This window comes from Salinivibrio sp. IB868 (assembly GCF_001995655.1).
GTDB lineage: Bacteria > Pseudomonadota > Gammaproteobacteria > Enterobacterales > Vibrionaceae > Salinivibrio > Salinivibrio siamensis.
In genome coordinates this window covers 1-14,406 of the sequence record NZ_MUEW01000009.1, presented here as the reverse complement: position 1 = coordinate 14,406, position 14,406 = coordinate 1, and the positions used below count along the sequence as shown (strand labels likewise).

The following is a 14,406-nucleotide window of genomic DNA, read 5'->3' as shown; positions in this document are numbered from 1 at the left end:
CAGTCACAAAGTGTCTTCGTAATACGGTTTATGCCTTCGCAGTGGCGAGGCTGGCGCTATCATTGACGGCCGCGCTGCTCAACGCCTTGTTGATGCGTTTGGTCAAGCCAGTCAGTACTTTACCTGGGCCAAATTCCAACAGCTGTTCCACCCCTTCAGCCGCCATATGCTCAACCGTTTCGGTCCAGCGCACCGGGCTATGTAATTGACGCACTAAGGCTTCTTTAATTGCAGCCGGCTCTATCGGCGTTTCCACATCAGCGTTGTTGACCACAGGAATATGTGGCGCATTAAACGTGACAGATTCCAGTGCTTGCGCCAGTTTTTCTGCTGCCGGTTTCATCAGCGCACAGTGAGAAGGCACCGACACTGGCAGCGGTAATGCACGTTTTGCACCCGCGTCTTTACACAACGCATTGGCGCGCTCCACCGCTTCTTTATTACCCGCAATGACCACTTGGCCTGGCGAGTTGAAGTTAACCGGTGAGACCACCTGGCCTTGCGCCGCTTGCTCACAGGCTGCCGCAATCGCATCGTTATCCAAGCCAATAATTGCCGACATCGCTCCCACACCGGCTGGGACCGCCTCTTGCATCAATTGACCGCGCAGCTCGACAAGCTTAACGGCTTCTTTAAAATCCAATACACCCGCACAAACCAAAGCAGAATATTCACCCAAACTATGGCCAGCAAGCATCGCGGGCGCGGCACCACCTTGTGATTGCCAGACGCGCCAAATAGCCACAGACGCCGTCAACAAAGCTGGCTGTGTGCGGTGCGTTTCATTTAAATCCGCTTCTGGCCCTTGCTGGACCAATGCCCAAAGGTCATAGCCAAGCACTTCTGAGGCTTCTGCAAACGTCTGCTGGACAACACCATATTGTTCGGCGATCTCCCCGAGCATACCCACGGTTTGGGAGCCTTGACCGGGAAAAACAATCGCAGTTGAAGACGTCGCTGTTGAAGAACTAGCTGTTGAAGACATAGCTGTTTTCCTATTAATTTTAGAATCTTACGAGCGCGGATCCCCACGCAAAACCACCACCAAAGGCTTCGAGTAACACGGTGTGTCCGCGTTGAATACGCCCATCACGTACCGCCTCATCCAGTGCGGTCGGTACTGACGCTGCCGACGTATTGCCATGACGGTCAAGCGTCAATACCACTTGATCCATCGACATCGACAGTTTTTTCGCTGTCGCTTTAATAATGCGGTAATTGGCCTGATGCGGCACCAACCAGTCAATGTCTGTCTTTTCAATTTGGTTGGCCTGAAGCGTTTCTGTCACAATATTGGCCAGTTGTGTCACCGCCACTTTAAAGACTTCATTCCCCGCCATATAAAGCCAAGCTTCATCGGCCTCTAACGATTGACCACGCTCTGGATACTTAAGTTTCAAGAGCTCACCAAATTTACCGTCGGCTTTTAAGTGGGTGGACAAAATACCATCATTTTCATCGGCGGAAAGCACGACGGCGCCTGCACCATCACCAAACAAAATGATGGTGGAGCGATCATCGGGATCACAGGTATGTGAAAGGCGATCAGCGCCCACAACCAGTGCATTTTTGGCTAACCCGTTTTTAACATATTGATCCGCGACACTTAACGCATACACAAACCCAGAGCATGCCGCCGCAATATCAAAAGCGGGACAGCCTTTAATCCCCAACATCGCTTGCACATCACAAGCGGCAGCGGGAAAGGCACGCTCACCACTGGTGGTCGCCACAATAATCAGGTCAATGTCATGTTTATCAATGGCAGACATCTCTATCGCCTGCACGGCGGCCTGATAAGCCATCGAGGCAACGGTATCTGTGGGTGCAGCAATGCGACGCTCTTTGATCCCCGTACGGGTCACAATCCATTCATCACTGGTGTCTACCATCTGTTCAAGGTCAGCATTGGTGCGAACCTGTTCAGGCAAATAGCTGCCTGTGCCCAAAATCTTACTATACATGAAGACTACTAATGCCTCTCGAGAAGAACTGCCTCTAAACGGTCACTTATCTTAGTTGGGATTTGCCGTTCGACCTCGTGCACCGCTTCAAAAATAGCGTTTTCGTAAGCGGCGATATCAGCGCGTCCGTGACTTTTTACAACGATGCCGCGCAATCCTAGCAAACTTGCGCCGTTGTACTGGTCGGGTTTCAGCTGTTGGAGTTGATTTAAAAGATCAGAAAATAGCCATTTCGCGATCCAACGCTTAATAGGATGCGGGTGGAGATGGGCTTTCACCTTGTCGATGATCAAGCGTGCGACACCTTCGCTGGTTTTTAACGCCACGTTGCCGACAAAGCCATCACAGACAATCACATCGGTCTCGCCTGTATAGATTTGATCGCCCTCAACGTAGCCGGTATACCGCACTGCCTCACTTTGCTGCAAGAGATCGGCACAGCGGCGCACCAAGTCATTCCCTTTGATCGCTTCTTCACCAATGTTTAGCAGCCCGATTCGAGGTGTATACCCCAATTCAGCCTCCGCCAACACCGCGCCCATCACTGCAAATTGGAATAAGGTATCGGCATCACAGGCCACATTGGCGCCTAAATCCAGCAACCATTTACGTTGATAATTAGCACCTGGTAAGGCTGTCACTAGAGCGGGACGGTCGATGCCGGGTAAGAGCTTGAGCAAGTATTTGGATAGCGCCATAAGCGCGCCGGTATTGCCCGCACTCACACACGCATCTGCTTCACCACTGGCCACCTTTTCCAGTGCGACACGCATAGACGTGCCATGGCTGCGACGCAGCGCCGTCGACGGTCGCATGTCATTAGGAATAACGTCCGGGGCATGGACGATAGATAGTCGGGAATGATGCTGGGCATGGCGTTGATTCAGTGACGCCTGGATGCGAGATTGATCGCCCACCAGGATCACATTTAGGTCCGCAAAACGCGACAATGCCTGCACGGAGGCAGGCACTGTGACTTGGGGACCGAAATCCCCGCCCATCGCATCGAGTGCAATGGTTAACCTAGTCAAGGGTCAACCTTACTTGTTGATAACCTTGCGGCCGCGATAGAAACCATCTGCCGTCATGTTATGACGCAGGTGAGTTTCACCGCTAGTTTTGTCTACAGATACAGCTTGAGTACCCAGTGCATCGTGTGAACGACGCATACCACGCTTAGAACGGGTTTTACGGTTCTTTTGTACGGCCATTGACCCTACTCCTCGTTACTTTGCTTTAAGTTTTTTAGTACGGCAAACGGATTTGGACGCTCATCAGCAAGTGGGATTTCCCCATACACCATGTTGTCTGCACTGACCTTACAGTCGGTGTCTTCGTGCATGGCGACTTGTGGCAAGGCCACAATCAACTCGTCTTCGACTAATTGAATCAGATCAATCTCACCGTTTTCGTCGACTAATGCCGGCTCATAAGCATCCGGTAAATTGCCAACCTGGTCATCATTGAAAACCGGGCTATAAACGAATTCAGTTTCACAGCGATATGGAAATGGTTCCCAACAACGTTGACACTCAAGACTCACTGTTACGGTCGCACGACCGGTGACAGTTTTGAGCCCTTGGGCGTCAATGTCGAACGAAAGCATCACTTCCGCATCACTATCGATGCTTTGGGTTGCCTCACCGAGACGCACTAAACGCTGCTTGTCTACAATACCATCATAGTCAAGTTGCTTTTGTGCACAACGGAACGGATCAACCGTCAGCGGTAGCTTTACCTTCTGCATAGGGCGCGAATATTAGCCTCCAAATGCGCTGGAGTCAAAGAAAATGTTACCTGTGTCAGGCGCGAAAGGATGATAGAGACAAAAGCGCACAAGCCATTGGTGATCGGGATGCCTCTGGCGCCTCGTTTACTCAGACCGGCAACGATGAAAACCAACCCTTTCACCGCGGTCAACAAGCCAGCCAGGCATACCTCTCCCGCTTTGCCCGACTCAAAGTCGCGCCCGCTATTTTTTCAGGTTAGACTGAGAGTTGAAAATAAACAATCATCGACCACGCAGATTGTTTAGTCACCTTCAACTGCGCGCAATATAAGGAACGATCATGCACACGACGCAACCTCCCAAAATTGTGCTGGCTTCAAGCTCACCGTATCGTCAAGCCATCTTTAAAAAGTTTGCGCTTCCGTTTACTGCATTCGCGCCGGCGATCGATGAAAGCCGGCATGAAAACGAGCGTGCCACCGACATGGTTGAACGCTTGGCACTCGAAAAAGCCATGGCGGGGATGCCGCTATTCGATAATGCTCTCATTATCGGTTCAGACCAAGTTTGTGTGATTGACGAGGAGATACTTGGTAAGCCGCATGCGCGAGAGGTAGCGATCGAGCAGCTAAAACGGGCAAGCGGAAAGCAAGTCACCTTTTATACAGGAATCGCGTTGATTAATAGTGATACGGGAGAACATCAATCGGACGTTGAGCCCTTTCATGTCGATTTTCGTGAGCTAAGCGAACAAGAAATCGTTCGTTATATCGACAAAGAACTGCCGCTAGATTGTGCCGGCAGCTTCAAATGTGAAGGCTTGGGTATTGCCCTTTTCAATGCTATGCACGGGCGTGATCCGAATACCCTTGTAGGCCTCCCACTGATACGCTTGCGTGAAATGTTAGAAAAGGAAGGTATCTCAGTTATTTAATGCGCTAACTCATCGTCAGCGCACTCGTATTTGCAACCGTATCAACACGCACTTAAGGATAATCAAAGCGGCCAATTAGCTCACCAGCTCGTTTAGGCTGTTTAGTACGGCAACTGGCTCATAGGTCGAGAGGCTGGCGGCGCCTTCTACGCCCCAAGTGACGGCAAGCCTTGCCATATCCGCATTGATGGCCAATTGCATATCATGGCCGGTATCACCAATCATCAGTGCTTTATCACGTGGAATACCTGTTTGCGCTAACACTTCATCCAACATTTGAGGATCCGGCTTAGAGGCCGTTTCATCGGCGCATCGGGTCACCGAAAACAAATCGTGAGTTCCCGTTTCCGCCATGGCCCGATCGAGTCCAGCGCGTGATTTCCCAGTTGCCACCGCGAGCGTAAAACCCTGCGCTCTCAAAGAGATAAGGGTGTTTTTTACGCCAGGATAGAGCTGACAAGGCGTCGGATTATCGTAGACAAATTGTTGACGGTAGTGCTGAATCCAATCGGCATACCACGCCGGATCAGCGTCAGGGTAAAGCCGCTGATAGCCCTTTTCTAAGCTCAAGCCAATCATGGTTTGCAAGCGTTCTGGTGGCAATATAGGCAACTGCTCAGTCAGCCGAGCCGCCGCGTCCAGGCTTGAGACAATGCGCCCAATCGAATCCATCACAGTGCCATCCCAGTCAAAAATTAACAGTGAATATGGCGCAATCACGGAATGCGACGGTCGCTTGATCTCGCTTACGCCAGGTTGCCAAGGGGAAGTAAACGGTGATTCAACTGTCATTGCTTTAACCTCTGAGTGATGCTGTTTTCGCCCTTAGTCCCTCAAGCGCCCGCTCAAGCTTAGGCTCCATCGGCGCATTAAGCGTCATGCTTTCATCCTTGCCTGGGTGTAGGAAGCGGATGGTGGCCGCATGTAAAAATAAACGATCCAGCCCAAACGACTTGGTATACGCATCAAAACGTGGATCGCCATAACGATCGTCCCACGCCAACGGATGACCCATATACTGAGCGTGCACACGAATTTGATGCGTTCTCCCAGTCACAGGGCTTGCTTGCACTAAGGTTGCTTCAGCGAAGCTTTCAAGCACTTTAAAACGGGTTTCTGACGGCTTACCTTTAGGGTTAACGCGGACAATACTGTTCACCTCATTTTTCAATAAAGGTGCCGTTACTTTGCGCTGTTTAGCGGGCCATTTGCCCATCACCAAGGCGTAATAGTCTTTACGTACTGTTTTTTCGCGAAATTGCGCTTGCAAATGACGCAACGCGGAACGTTTCTTCGCAATCAGCAAAATCCCAGACGTATCTCGATCGATCCTGTGTACGAGCTCCAAAAAACGTGCCTTAGGGCGAAGCGCGCGCATCGCTTCTATTGCCCCAAATTGTAACCCACTTCCTCCGTGCACCGCTGTCCCCGAAGGTTTATTGAGCACCAACAGATGGTCATCTTCATAAAGAATGCAATGCTCAAGCGCGGCCACTTTGTCTAATTTAGTACTGGGCGCGGCTTTCTCATCGCGCTCTGGAAGGCGGATGGGAGGCACCCTCACCACATCTCCGGCTTGCAGCTTATACTCTGGTTTTATGCGTTTTTTATTAACTCGCACTTCTCCTTTACGAAGTACGCGATAAATCATACTTTTTGGGACGTTTTTCAGCTGATTTCGCAGAAAATTGTCAATTCGTTGGCCGGCGATATCGTCATCGATGTCGATGAATCGCACTTGAGTTTTTTGTTCTGTCATAACCTTCATTCTACCGCTAAGCACAGCGACATGCACCTGCTACGGCAAGTCACCCCTCACTTAGCACAGCAGCGGGTTGTGTTCCCCCCTGTAACCGCGAGCGGCACAAGGCATTATCGTGCAAAAAAACACCACGTCTGCGCGGTTTTACTACCAACACAACATAAGCGAATAAAGCCGATTGCTGGACTTTAGTCTCCCTGCTATAGTTGCGGCGTTAATCAGAAAAGCAAACGCTTATCTGAAACACAGCTTATCGCCTGTGACAGCGATTTCATCAGTAGAACATGCACTTTTCGACAAAAGGCCTGGTCTGTGATGAGTCAATCAAGTGATAGCTGTATACGGTTATATCCGTAAAAGAACCATAATTCCGAATGCTTTTAAGGCGTTACGCGGCAATTGGCGTAAGACGTAAACCAAAAGCACCCGTTTAGTGTGTTGACACGAGACTGTTAGTCAGTGTCAGAGCTCTCCGCCATCGGTAAAAACGGCGGACGCCAACTGCGTAATCCGGTGAGCCATAAAAACCGTTGCAGCTGGCCGATTAAAACTTGCCCGAGCGCACCCCTGATTTTCTCCAGCCGGGAGGCTGCACCATATCAGACTTGGGGTCAGGCAGCATTGACGACTGCTCTCGTCATCAACCGCTAATAACAACGATAAATAAATGAGAAAAATCAGATGAAAAGAATGTTGATTAACGCAACTCAGAAGGAAGAGTTGCGCGTCGCATTGGTTGACGGTCAACGGCTATACGATCTCGATATCGAGAGTCCTGGCCATGAATCGAAAAAAGCTAATATCTATAAAGGACGCATTACCCGTATCGAACCTAGCCTGGAAGCGGCATTTGTTGACTATGGCGCCGAACGACACGGTTTTCTCCCTCTAAAAGAAATTGCTCGCGAATACTTCCCTTCCGGTTACACCTATCAAGGCCGTCCAAACATCAAAGATGTGGTGAAAGAAGGCCAGGAAGTGATTGTCCAAGTGGACAAAGAAGAACGCGGCAACAAAGGGGCTGCACTGACTACATTTGTCTCGCTTGCGGGCAGCTATTTGGTATTAATGCCAAACAACCCACGTGCTGGCGGGATTTCTCGTCGCATCGAGGGGGAAGAACGCAGTCAGCTAAAAGAAGCCATGTCTGGCCTCGAACTGCCACAAGGGATGGGCTTGATTGTACGCACTGCAGGTGTGGGTAAATCGGCCGAAGAGCTTGAATGGGACTTGAAAGTCCTGCTCAATCATTGGCAAGCGGTGAAAGAAGCGGCTGGCGCCAACCCTGCGCCTTTCCTGATCCATCAAGAAAGTAACGTGATTGCCCGTGCAATCCGTGACTATTTGCGCCGTGATATCGGTGAAATCTTGATCGACAGTGAGAAGGTCTTCCAGCGCGCCCAAGAGCACATCAAACTGGTTCGTCCTGACTTTGTCAGCCGCATCAAGTTTTATGAAGGCGAAGTGCCGCTATTTAGCCACTATCAGATTGAAAGTCAGATCGAATCTGCCTTCCAACGCGAAGTGCGCTTACCCTCAGGTGGTTCGATTGTCATTGATCCTACCGAAGCCCTAACCTCAATCGATATTAACTCTGCCCGAGCCACCAAAGGCAGTGATATTGAAGAGACGGCACGCCAAACCAACATCGAAGCGGCAGAAGAGATTGCACGCCAATTGCGTCTGCGTGACTTGGGTGGCTTGGTCGTGATCGACTTCATTGATATGACCCCTGTCCGCCACCAGCGCGAGGTGGAAAACAAATTGCGTGACTCTGTCCGCATGGACCGTGCACGGGTACAAATTGGCCGCATTTCACGCTTTGGTTTGCTGGAAATGTCACGTCAGCGCCTCAGCCCGTCTCTGGCAGAAGCCAGTCATCATATCTGCCCGCGCTGTAAAGGCACTGGTGTAATTCGTGATAACGAATCGCTAGCATTGTCCATTCTTCGTTTGATGGAAGAAGAGGCAATGAAAGAGAACACGGCGCAAGTACTGGGTATCGTCCCTGTCCCCGTCGCCTCTTACCTACTTAACGAAAAACGTCGCTCGGTCCAGCACATTGAGAAATACCACAATGTCAAAGTGGTCGTGGTACCCAATGCCGACATGCAGACGCCACACTTTGATGTGGTTCGCGTCCGCGGCGGTGAAGAAATGGCGAACCTGTCTTATCAGCTGCCAAGCCAGATTGATGCGCTCAGAGAAGTAGAAGCACGCGAAGAGCCACAACAAGCGCGTCCAGCGAAAAAACGTGAAGAACCTGTATTACAAGGGTTTGCAGCGCCAAGCTCGCCGGCACCAAGCGCAACCAAAACCACCACGTCTGCCACTGAAGCCGAGACAGCCAAGCCAGGCCTGTTCGCGACAGTCGGTAAGTTTTTCTCTCGCCTGTTTGCCGCGCCAGCGGAGGATACCGCAACCGCGTCGTCACAGCCTGCCGCTGCACCTGAGCCAGCTCAGACGAAGCAAAACCAGAAGCCATCACACGACTCACACAACCAACGCAATAAGTCGCGTGGCCATAAGCCACAAAACCGCGATGAGCAAAGTGATAGCAACAACGGCGAACGTGGACGGAACAACAAACAACGCCGCCAGAATAAGCCGCAAGAAGAGCGTCGCGATAACAATCGTAAAGGGAAGAAAACCCGTAACGATAACCGCAACGACAAAGCGAAAAAGCCTACGACGCAACAAGATGAGGCCAAGGTAACCAAGCCACAGTCTGACAATGCGGATAAAGGCAACAAGCAGCAAGACCAAAAGGCGGAGAAAACCGAACAGGTTAAACAACGTCGCCAGCGTCGTAAGCTGAACCGCAGCGTACGTATCAACAAAGACAATGCGGAGACACGGGCCACCACAGACGCTACATCTGATCAAAGCAAAGACTTGCAACAGGTCGGGGCGGAAGTGGCACAACAAGCCAAGCAGCAGCCTGATAACGCGAAGAAAGAAGGTCAGCAGGACAAGCGCCGTAACCGTCGCTCACCGCGCCACCTTCGCGCCAGTGGACAGCGTCGTCGCCGTCGCCCAATGGTGAAAAGCCCAATGCCACTCACCACCGGTATGGCATCACCCGAAATGGCGATGGGCAAGGTGTGGTCGGCAGAGCAACCGGTGAAAGTGAAGCAAGATCGCCGCCGCCAGGACAAGCGCCAAAACAATAAGGCCATTGTCAGTGGTGTTGCCCGTCCAGAAATGGCCATGGGTAAAGTCATTATCATGCAAGCTAAATCGGAGGAGACGGACGCAGTGTCGACCCAACCGATGGCTTCGATAAACACCCCTGAGCCTGCACCGCAACCAGCACAAAGCCAAGCAACACCTGTGATCGACGCTGCGCCTAAGGTCGCGACGCCAGACGCGCCAGCGACAACCCCTGAGCAAGACTCAGAGGTCGATTTGGTGACCGAGAAAGTGATTGAGCGCGAAGCGGAAATCAACGCCCCGACGGCAACGATTCAATACCGCCGCGCTACGTCACCAATGATGAAGGCTCCGGCACCGAACGAAACGGTTGATCACAGCCCTGTGGCAATCGCTGCCTTTAAAGCGCCTAACCCAGAAGCGAAAGCAGCAGGTAGCGCCGAGGCACGAGCGTCTGCCTACGCACCGGCGACCAAACCTCAGTACTAATTCCGTTTGCTTTCGGAATGCTAAAGGCCTCGGCATCTGTCGAGGCCTTTTTTATTTGACCGTTGTTCCATGAAATAACGTGGGCAAAACATACGCAATCTTGCAGCGATACACGGAAAAGTGCGTCGATCCACACGCTTCCATCGCGACTTCCTTGTCAAAGCGAAAAAACTCAGTAACGTCAAGGCAGACAATGATTGTCGTGTCGTCGCGCGAGAAACAGGCTCATCAGAGGCTTAGACGCTGGCCACGACATTGGAACGTTGCTGTAGGGAAGATGCTGTTGCTTATGAAAACCTTGTTTACTGCTTACCCATTTAAACGCCTCCATCACACCTTGATGCTGGCCTTCCTGCTATTGAGCCTCCTCCCTCTGATTTTGGTCGCCTTGTTTTTTCTTAACGCCCATAGCCAAGATCTACAAGAACAAAGCACGGCACACCTTTTATCGGTTCGCGACGGTAAGCAGCAGCAAATCAACGATTACTTTGAGGCGAAAGAGGCGGAAGTCCTTGGATTTGTTGCTTCAGAGCTCGCCTACGCCAGTGGTGGGCATTTTTATGGTTTGGTCAATGCCTTTCAGCGACTACGACCAAACATCGACGCCGCTCGTGATTACGCACAACGCCGCTATTACCTTGGGTCCGGTGAAAGGGTCAAAACGCCTGTGCACAAGGACGATCCCAATTATTCCGCCACCGAGCGTTATCGGCTGCTACACAAACGCTACCACCGCGCTTATCAAGCTTTGCTCGCTCGCGCAGATTTTGACGACCTCCTCTTGGTCGACAAGCAAGGCAACGTCACCTATTCGGTGAAAAAGCTGGACAATTTTGGCACTAACCTACTCTCAGGCCCGCATCGCAATGCACGACTGGGACACACTTTCGCGGCCCTAAAACAGCAAACGCAACAAACAAAAGGGAAGTTAGATCCGACGCCTAAGGTGATTATCTCGGACTTTTCTGCTGAAGATACCGACGCACCCGTTGCATGGCTTGGCGCCCCCATTATTCAGCAAGGGTACCTGCATAGCTACGCGATCTTCCGGCTTCCTAATCATGCCCTTACCAGGCTAATGGCCCCCAGAGAAACCAATGCGATTGAAACACACCTCGTCGGCGATGACGGCAAGACTCGAGCGCATTCAACCAGCAACAGTCAGCTTGTCAATAACACGCCTGCCATAGAAAAAGCATTAGCCGGAGAAACGGGCGTCACCCGCTATCAAACCCAATCAGGCCAAACCGTGCTCGCTGCCTACACCCCCATTCACGCCCACGGTCTCAAATGGGGGCTAGTGGCTGAAGTCCCTACGCAAGTGGCCTACGCTCGAATCCACCAGCTGCAACAGCTTTTTATCGTTGCCATGTTACTTGCGATTCTCGCGGTGGTCATTGCCTCGCACTATATGTCCAACTTTATTACTCGCCCGCTGCTTCAGCTTACATGGGCGGCAGAAAAAGTCAGTGCAGGTGACCTTGATACCCAAATCCACCACACGCGTCGTCGTGATGAAATCGGGCGTTTGGCGGTGAGCTTTGCCCGCATGCGCCATGCCATTCGCGAAAAACTGGCCTTAATACGCCAACAAAACCAGGCCTTAGAAGCTAACATCACCACCATACGTGCTCAGAATGAAGAGCTGCATGTCGCCAACAAGCTGAAAGATGAATTCCTGGCCACCACCTCTCACGAACTTCGTACCCCCTTACACGGCATGATAGGGATTGCCGAAGCACTGATTGACGGTGCGAACGGTCCGATTAGTCGCGATCATCAGTATCAACTGTCGATTATCGTCAACAGCGGCCAGCGCTTGGCCAAGTTGGTTGATGATCTCTTGGACTACCATAAAATGCGCTATGGGCAATTGGATTTGGAGCAAGGTCCTGTCAATCTCAACGCCATCACACAGCTTGTGCTGTCACTCGCCAAGCACCTTAAAAAAGAGAAGCCGCTAGACATCATTAATCAGCTCAGCGACACGCCAATCTGGGTACACGCGGATCCCCAACGGCTTGAGCAAGTTATGTACAATTTACTGGGAAATGCGATTAAGTTCACCGATGCGGGTAAGATTGTTATTAGCGCCGACACCTTGGACGATCGCGTTCGCATCCAAGTGGTTGATACGGGTAAAGGGATCCCCGCGGAACAGCTAAGCACCGTTTTTGAACCGCTCGCACAAGCAGTGAGTAGCCACTATCATTATCAACACGGCGCAGGTCTCGGTCTATCCATCAGTCGTCAACTTGTTGAGCTGATGGGCGGCCAGCTGTACGTCAGTAGTCAGCCGCAAGTGGGGACCACCTTTAGCTTCACCCTTCCGAGCGTCGATGAGCCTCCGGTGTTGACCACCGAGCTTTCCGCCGTCTCTACCCAACACATTCATCAAGATGACACGCGAGAGACCCTCGCTCACTCCTCTTCGGACGTTGTTTCGCAAAGCCAGCATAATCACAATGGCTTACATATTTTAGTGGTCGATGATGAGCCAACCAACCAACAAGTACTGACCAGTTTTCTTAATATTGAAGGCTATCAGGTCAGTACAGCCAGTGATGGACGTACAGCGATTGATCATATCGCCACCACAAAGCCAGATCTCATCTTACTCGATGTGCTAATGCCCGGAATGAGTGGATTCGAGGTCTGTGAGCAGCTGCGTGCACGCTATGACCATGCTGCACTTCCGATTATCATGCTAACCGCCTTAAATCAGCCTGATGATCGCATCTATGGCTTTGAGGTCGGCGCGAATGATTATCTCTGTAAGCCCTTTGATAAAAGAGAGCTCGCCGCACGGATAGCAACACATCTTGCCGCTAGCCAAGCGGAACAGCGCCGCCAAGAAAATCAGCGCCTCGAGCAGGCGCTTGAACAAAGTGCTCGGCAACAGGCCAGTCTACTCGAAACCCAGTCTTGGTTGATTTCACAGCTCTCTCTCGCTCCTGAAGCTATGTTAGGTATGCGAAAAGATGGCCAGGTTCGCTTTGTTAACCAAGCGGCAGCCTCCTTGTTTGAGCGTGAGCAAGACGAGGTAAAACGGATGCATGGCCAAGCCTTAGTGAAAGCGCCCGAGCAAGCCAATCAGATGGAGCGCTATCAAGGCCCACTGACCATTTATATTGAAGGACGTCCCCGAGACGTCGACGGTATGGTGCTGCGTTTTCCCGCAGAGTCTGACATTGACAGCCTGTATGTCATCAACACAGACGCTCCCGTGTCTCAGTCTCGTATACAGAGCCTAGAAAGCGCCATCGAAGCCTTATCTGGCTACGCATTAGGCGGAGACTCGCGCCAACTTGAAACGCTAAAAGCCATGGGGGGCGAATTTGAAGCTATCGCTGAAAAAGCGCAACACCAACAACAAGATAAAGCCAACGCACGCAGACAGCTAATTGTTGATGCCATGGTAGCCAGCTTGCATTACTGGGAAGAAGCCACAGGCAAAAGCAAATTCGATTTTGCCGAGCAAAGTGGTCTTTGGCGCGTCTACCTTGACCGTAGTAGCTTACAAACCCGCACATTGGATAAGTACCTGCTCATCGAAACCCTGCCAAAAACCCCGCGATGGCGCACAGTGCTGAGCTCCATTCGCTTTATCCTCGATCATTGTGACAAACGTAGTACGACCCGTACTCAGCTGGAGTCCTATTACCAACAACTTCGCCAGCTACTGCTAGAAGACTAACACAGCCAAATCGCTCCTTCTCCCAGTGCCTCTCCTATCGGGACAGGCACTGCTGCGTTCCCGCTATCGTTTCTCCACCCTCTTAAGCATCCCTTCTTCTGAGGACAGGCACTTTTACCCTGACAAGCACCCTCTTAAGGCACCCTCTTACGGGGACAGGCACTGTCTCTTATGAGGACAGTCGTGTCTCTTATGAGGACAGTCGTACTTCTTGCGCTCTCATTTCTTGTAAGGACAGGCACCTACATGTTATCCGCAGGCCCCTCGCTCTGTCCGACACACTATCAGCTCTTATAGGGACAGACACTGATAGCACTCCCTTTTAGCGCCCTATCAGGACAGGCGCATCGAAGTAAGTGAGCAAACCTCGGTGACTGTCCTATGAATAGTTCGCGGGAACAGACACTGTCTCTTATGAGGACAGTCGTATTTCTTGGGTTCTCTTAACGTGCCTGTCCTCTGACTGACGAGCTAAAATCGCTCATTAATAATCTTTGCGAACCAACCTCATTTCAATCGCAATGCTTCTTAGCAAAAATCCCCTTTTATGTCGGATATAACTCAGAAATGCGCGACTTGTCACAACAAAATAGATACTGATTTTTCTCTTTAAAAAATAAGCGTGTTTTGGTGTGTGACATGCATCGCCCAAAAGATAATTAAACATAACCTTATGAT

11 protein-coding genes are annotated in these 14,406 nt (G+C 51.2%); 3 read left to right on the top strand and 8 right to left on the bottom strand.

Annotated features, from left to right (window positions below):
• Positions 1-28: 28 nt before the first annotated feature.
• From fabD to yceD, 5 genes are read right to left on the bottom strand one after another with little or no spacing between them, the layout of a single operon-like run.
• The gene (gene fabD / locus BZG20_RS10580) at positions 29-985 is read right to left on the bottom strand and encodes an ACP S-malonyltransferase (protein ID WP_077578968.1); all 957 of its coding nucleotides are present in this window, start codon (positions 983-985) and stop codon (positions 29-31) included.
• Positions 986-1,004: 19 nt separating this feature from the next.
• Positions 1,005-1,964, bottom strand: coding sequence for a beta-ketoacyl-ACP synthase III (locus tag BZG20_RS10575; RefSeq protein ID WP_046075436.1), 960 nt, complete (start codon positions 1,962-1,964; stop codon positions 1,005-1,007).
• An 8-nt stretch (positions 1,965-1,972) separates the two neighbouring features.
• On the bottom strand, positions 1,973-2,995 hold the full coding sequence (gene plsX, locus BZG20_RS10570; RefSeq protein WP_046075435.1) for a phosphate acyltransferase PlsX: 1,023 nt from the start codon (positions 2,993-2,995) through the stop codon (positions 1,973-1,975).
• Positions 2,996-3,004: 9 nt separating this feature from the next.
• Positions 3,005-3,175, bottom strand: a complete 171-nt coding sequence (gene rpmF / locus BZG20_RS10565) for a 50S ribosomal protein L32 (protein ID WP_046075434.1) — start codon at positions 3,173-3,175, stop codon at positions 3,005-3,007.
• 5 nt (positions 3,176-3,180) lie between these two features.
• A complete protein-coding gene (yceD, locus tag BZG20_RS10560) occupies positions 3,181-3,711 on the bottom strand; it encodes a 23S rRNA accumulation protein YceD (protein ID WP_077578967.1) in 531 nt (176 codons plus the stop codon).
• Between the two features lie 322 nt (positions 3,712-4,033).
• Between yceD and BZG20_RS10550 the strand changes: the two genes are divergently transcribed.
• A complete protein-coding gene (locus tag BZG20_RS10550; protein ID WP_077578966.1) occupies positions 4,034-4,627 on the top strand; it encodes a nucleoside triphosphate pyrophosphatase in 594 nt (197 codons plus the stop codon).
• Between the two features lie 75 nt (positions 4,628-4,702).
• Here BZG20_RS10550 and BZG20_RS10545 read toward each other — a convergent pair whose 3' ends face one another.
• A complete protein-coding gene (locus BZG20_RS10545; RefSeq protein WP_077578965.1) occupies positions 4,703-5,419 on the bottom strand; it encodes an HAD-IA family hydrolase in 717 nt (238 codons plus the stop codon).
• Positions 5,420-5,423: 4 nt separating this feature from the next.
• Positions 5,424-6,386 carry a 23S rRNA pseudouridine(955/2504/2580) synthase RluC gene (gene rluC, locus BZG20_RS10540; protein WP_077578964.1) on the bottom strand — a complete coding sequence of 321 codons (963 nt, stop codon included), beginning with the start codon at positions 6,384-6,386 and terminating at the stop codon, positions 5,424-5,426.
• 693 nt (positions 6,387-7,079) lie between these two features.
• Here rluC and rne point away from each other — a divergent pair.
• Together rne and BZG20_RS10530 are read left to right on the top strand one after the other, a co-directional pair.
• A complete protein-coding gene (gene rne / locus BZG20_RS10535) occupies positions 7,080-10,031 on the top strand; it encodes a ribonuclease E (protein WP_077579076.1) in 2,952 nt (983 codons plus the stop codon).
• A gap of 289 nt (positions 10,032-10,320) precedes the next feature.
• Positions 10,321-13,728, top strand: coding sequence for a response regulator (locus BZG20_RS10530; protein WP_077579075.1), 3,408 nt, complete (start codon positions 10,321-10,323; stop codon positions 13,726-13,728).
• A gap of 484 nt (positions 13,729-14,212) precedes the next feature.
• On the opposite strand, the gene BZG20_RS16115 is transcribed toward BZG20_RS10530, so the two are convergent.
• On the bottom strand, positions 14,213-14,406 hold a 194-nt coding region (locus BZG20_RS16115; protein WP_206744457.1), incomplete at its 5' end, for a hypothetical protein.

Coding starts and splice junctions, on each gene's coding strand:
- rluC (WP_077578964.1), bottom strand. CDS start 6,386: ATGACAGAACAAAAAACTCAAGTGCGATTCATCGACATCGATGACGAT.
- yceD (WP_077578967.1), bottom strand. CDS start 3,711: ATGCAGAAGGTAAAGCTACCGCTGACGGTTGATCCGTTCCGTTGTGCA.
- BZG20_RS10530 (WP_077579075.1), top strand. CDS start 10,321: ATGAAAACCTTGTTTACTGCTTACCCATTTAAACGCCTCCATCACACC.
- rpmF (WP_046075434.1), bottom strand. CDS start 3,175: ATGGCCGTACAAAAGAACCGTAAAACCCGTTCTAAGCGTGGTATGCGT.
- BZG20_RS10545 (WP_077578965.1), bottom strand. CDS start 5,419: ATGACAGTTGAATCACCGTTTACTTCCCCTTGGCAACCTGGCGTAAGC.
- BZG20_RS10575 (WP_046075436.1), bottom strand. CDS start 1,964: ATGTATAGTAAGATTTTGGGCACAGGCAGCTATTTGCCTGAACAGGTT.
- BZG20_RS10550 (WP_077578966.1), top strand. CDS start 4,034: ATGCACACGACGCAACCTCCCAAAATTGTGCTGGCTTCAAGCTCACCG.
- fabD (WP_077578968.1), bottom strand. CDS start 985: ATGTCTTCAACAGCTAGTTCTTCAACAGCGACGTCTTCAACTGCGATT.
- rne (WP_077579076.1), top strand. CDS start 7,080: ATGTTGATTAACGCAACTCAGAAGGAAGAGTTGCGCGTCGCATTGGTT.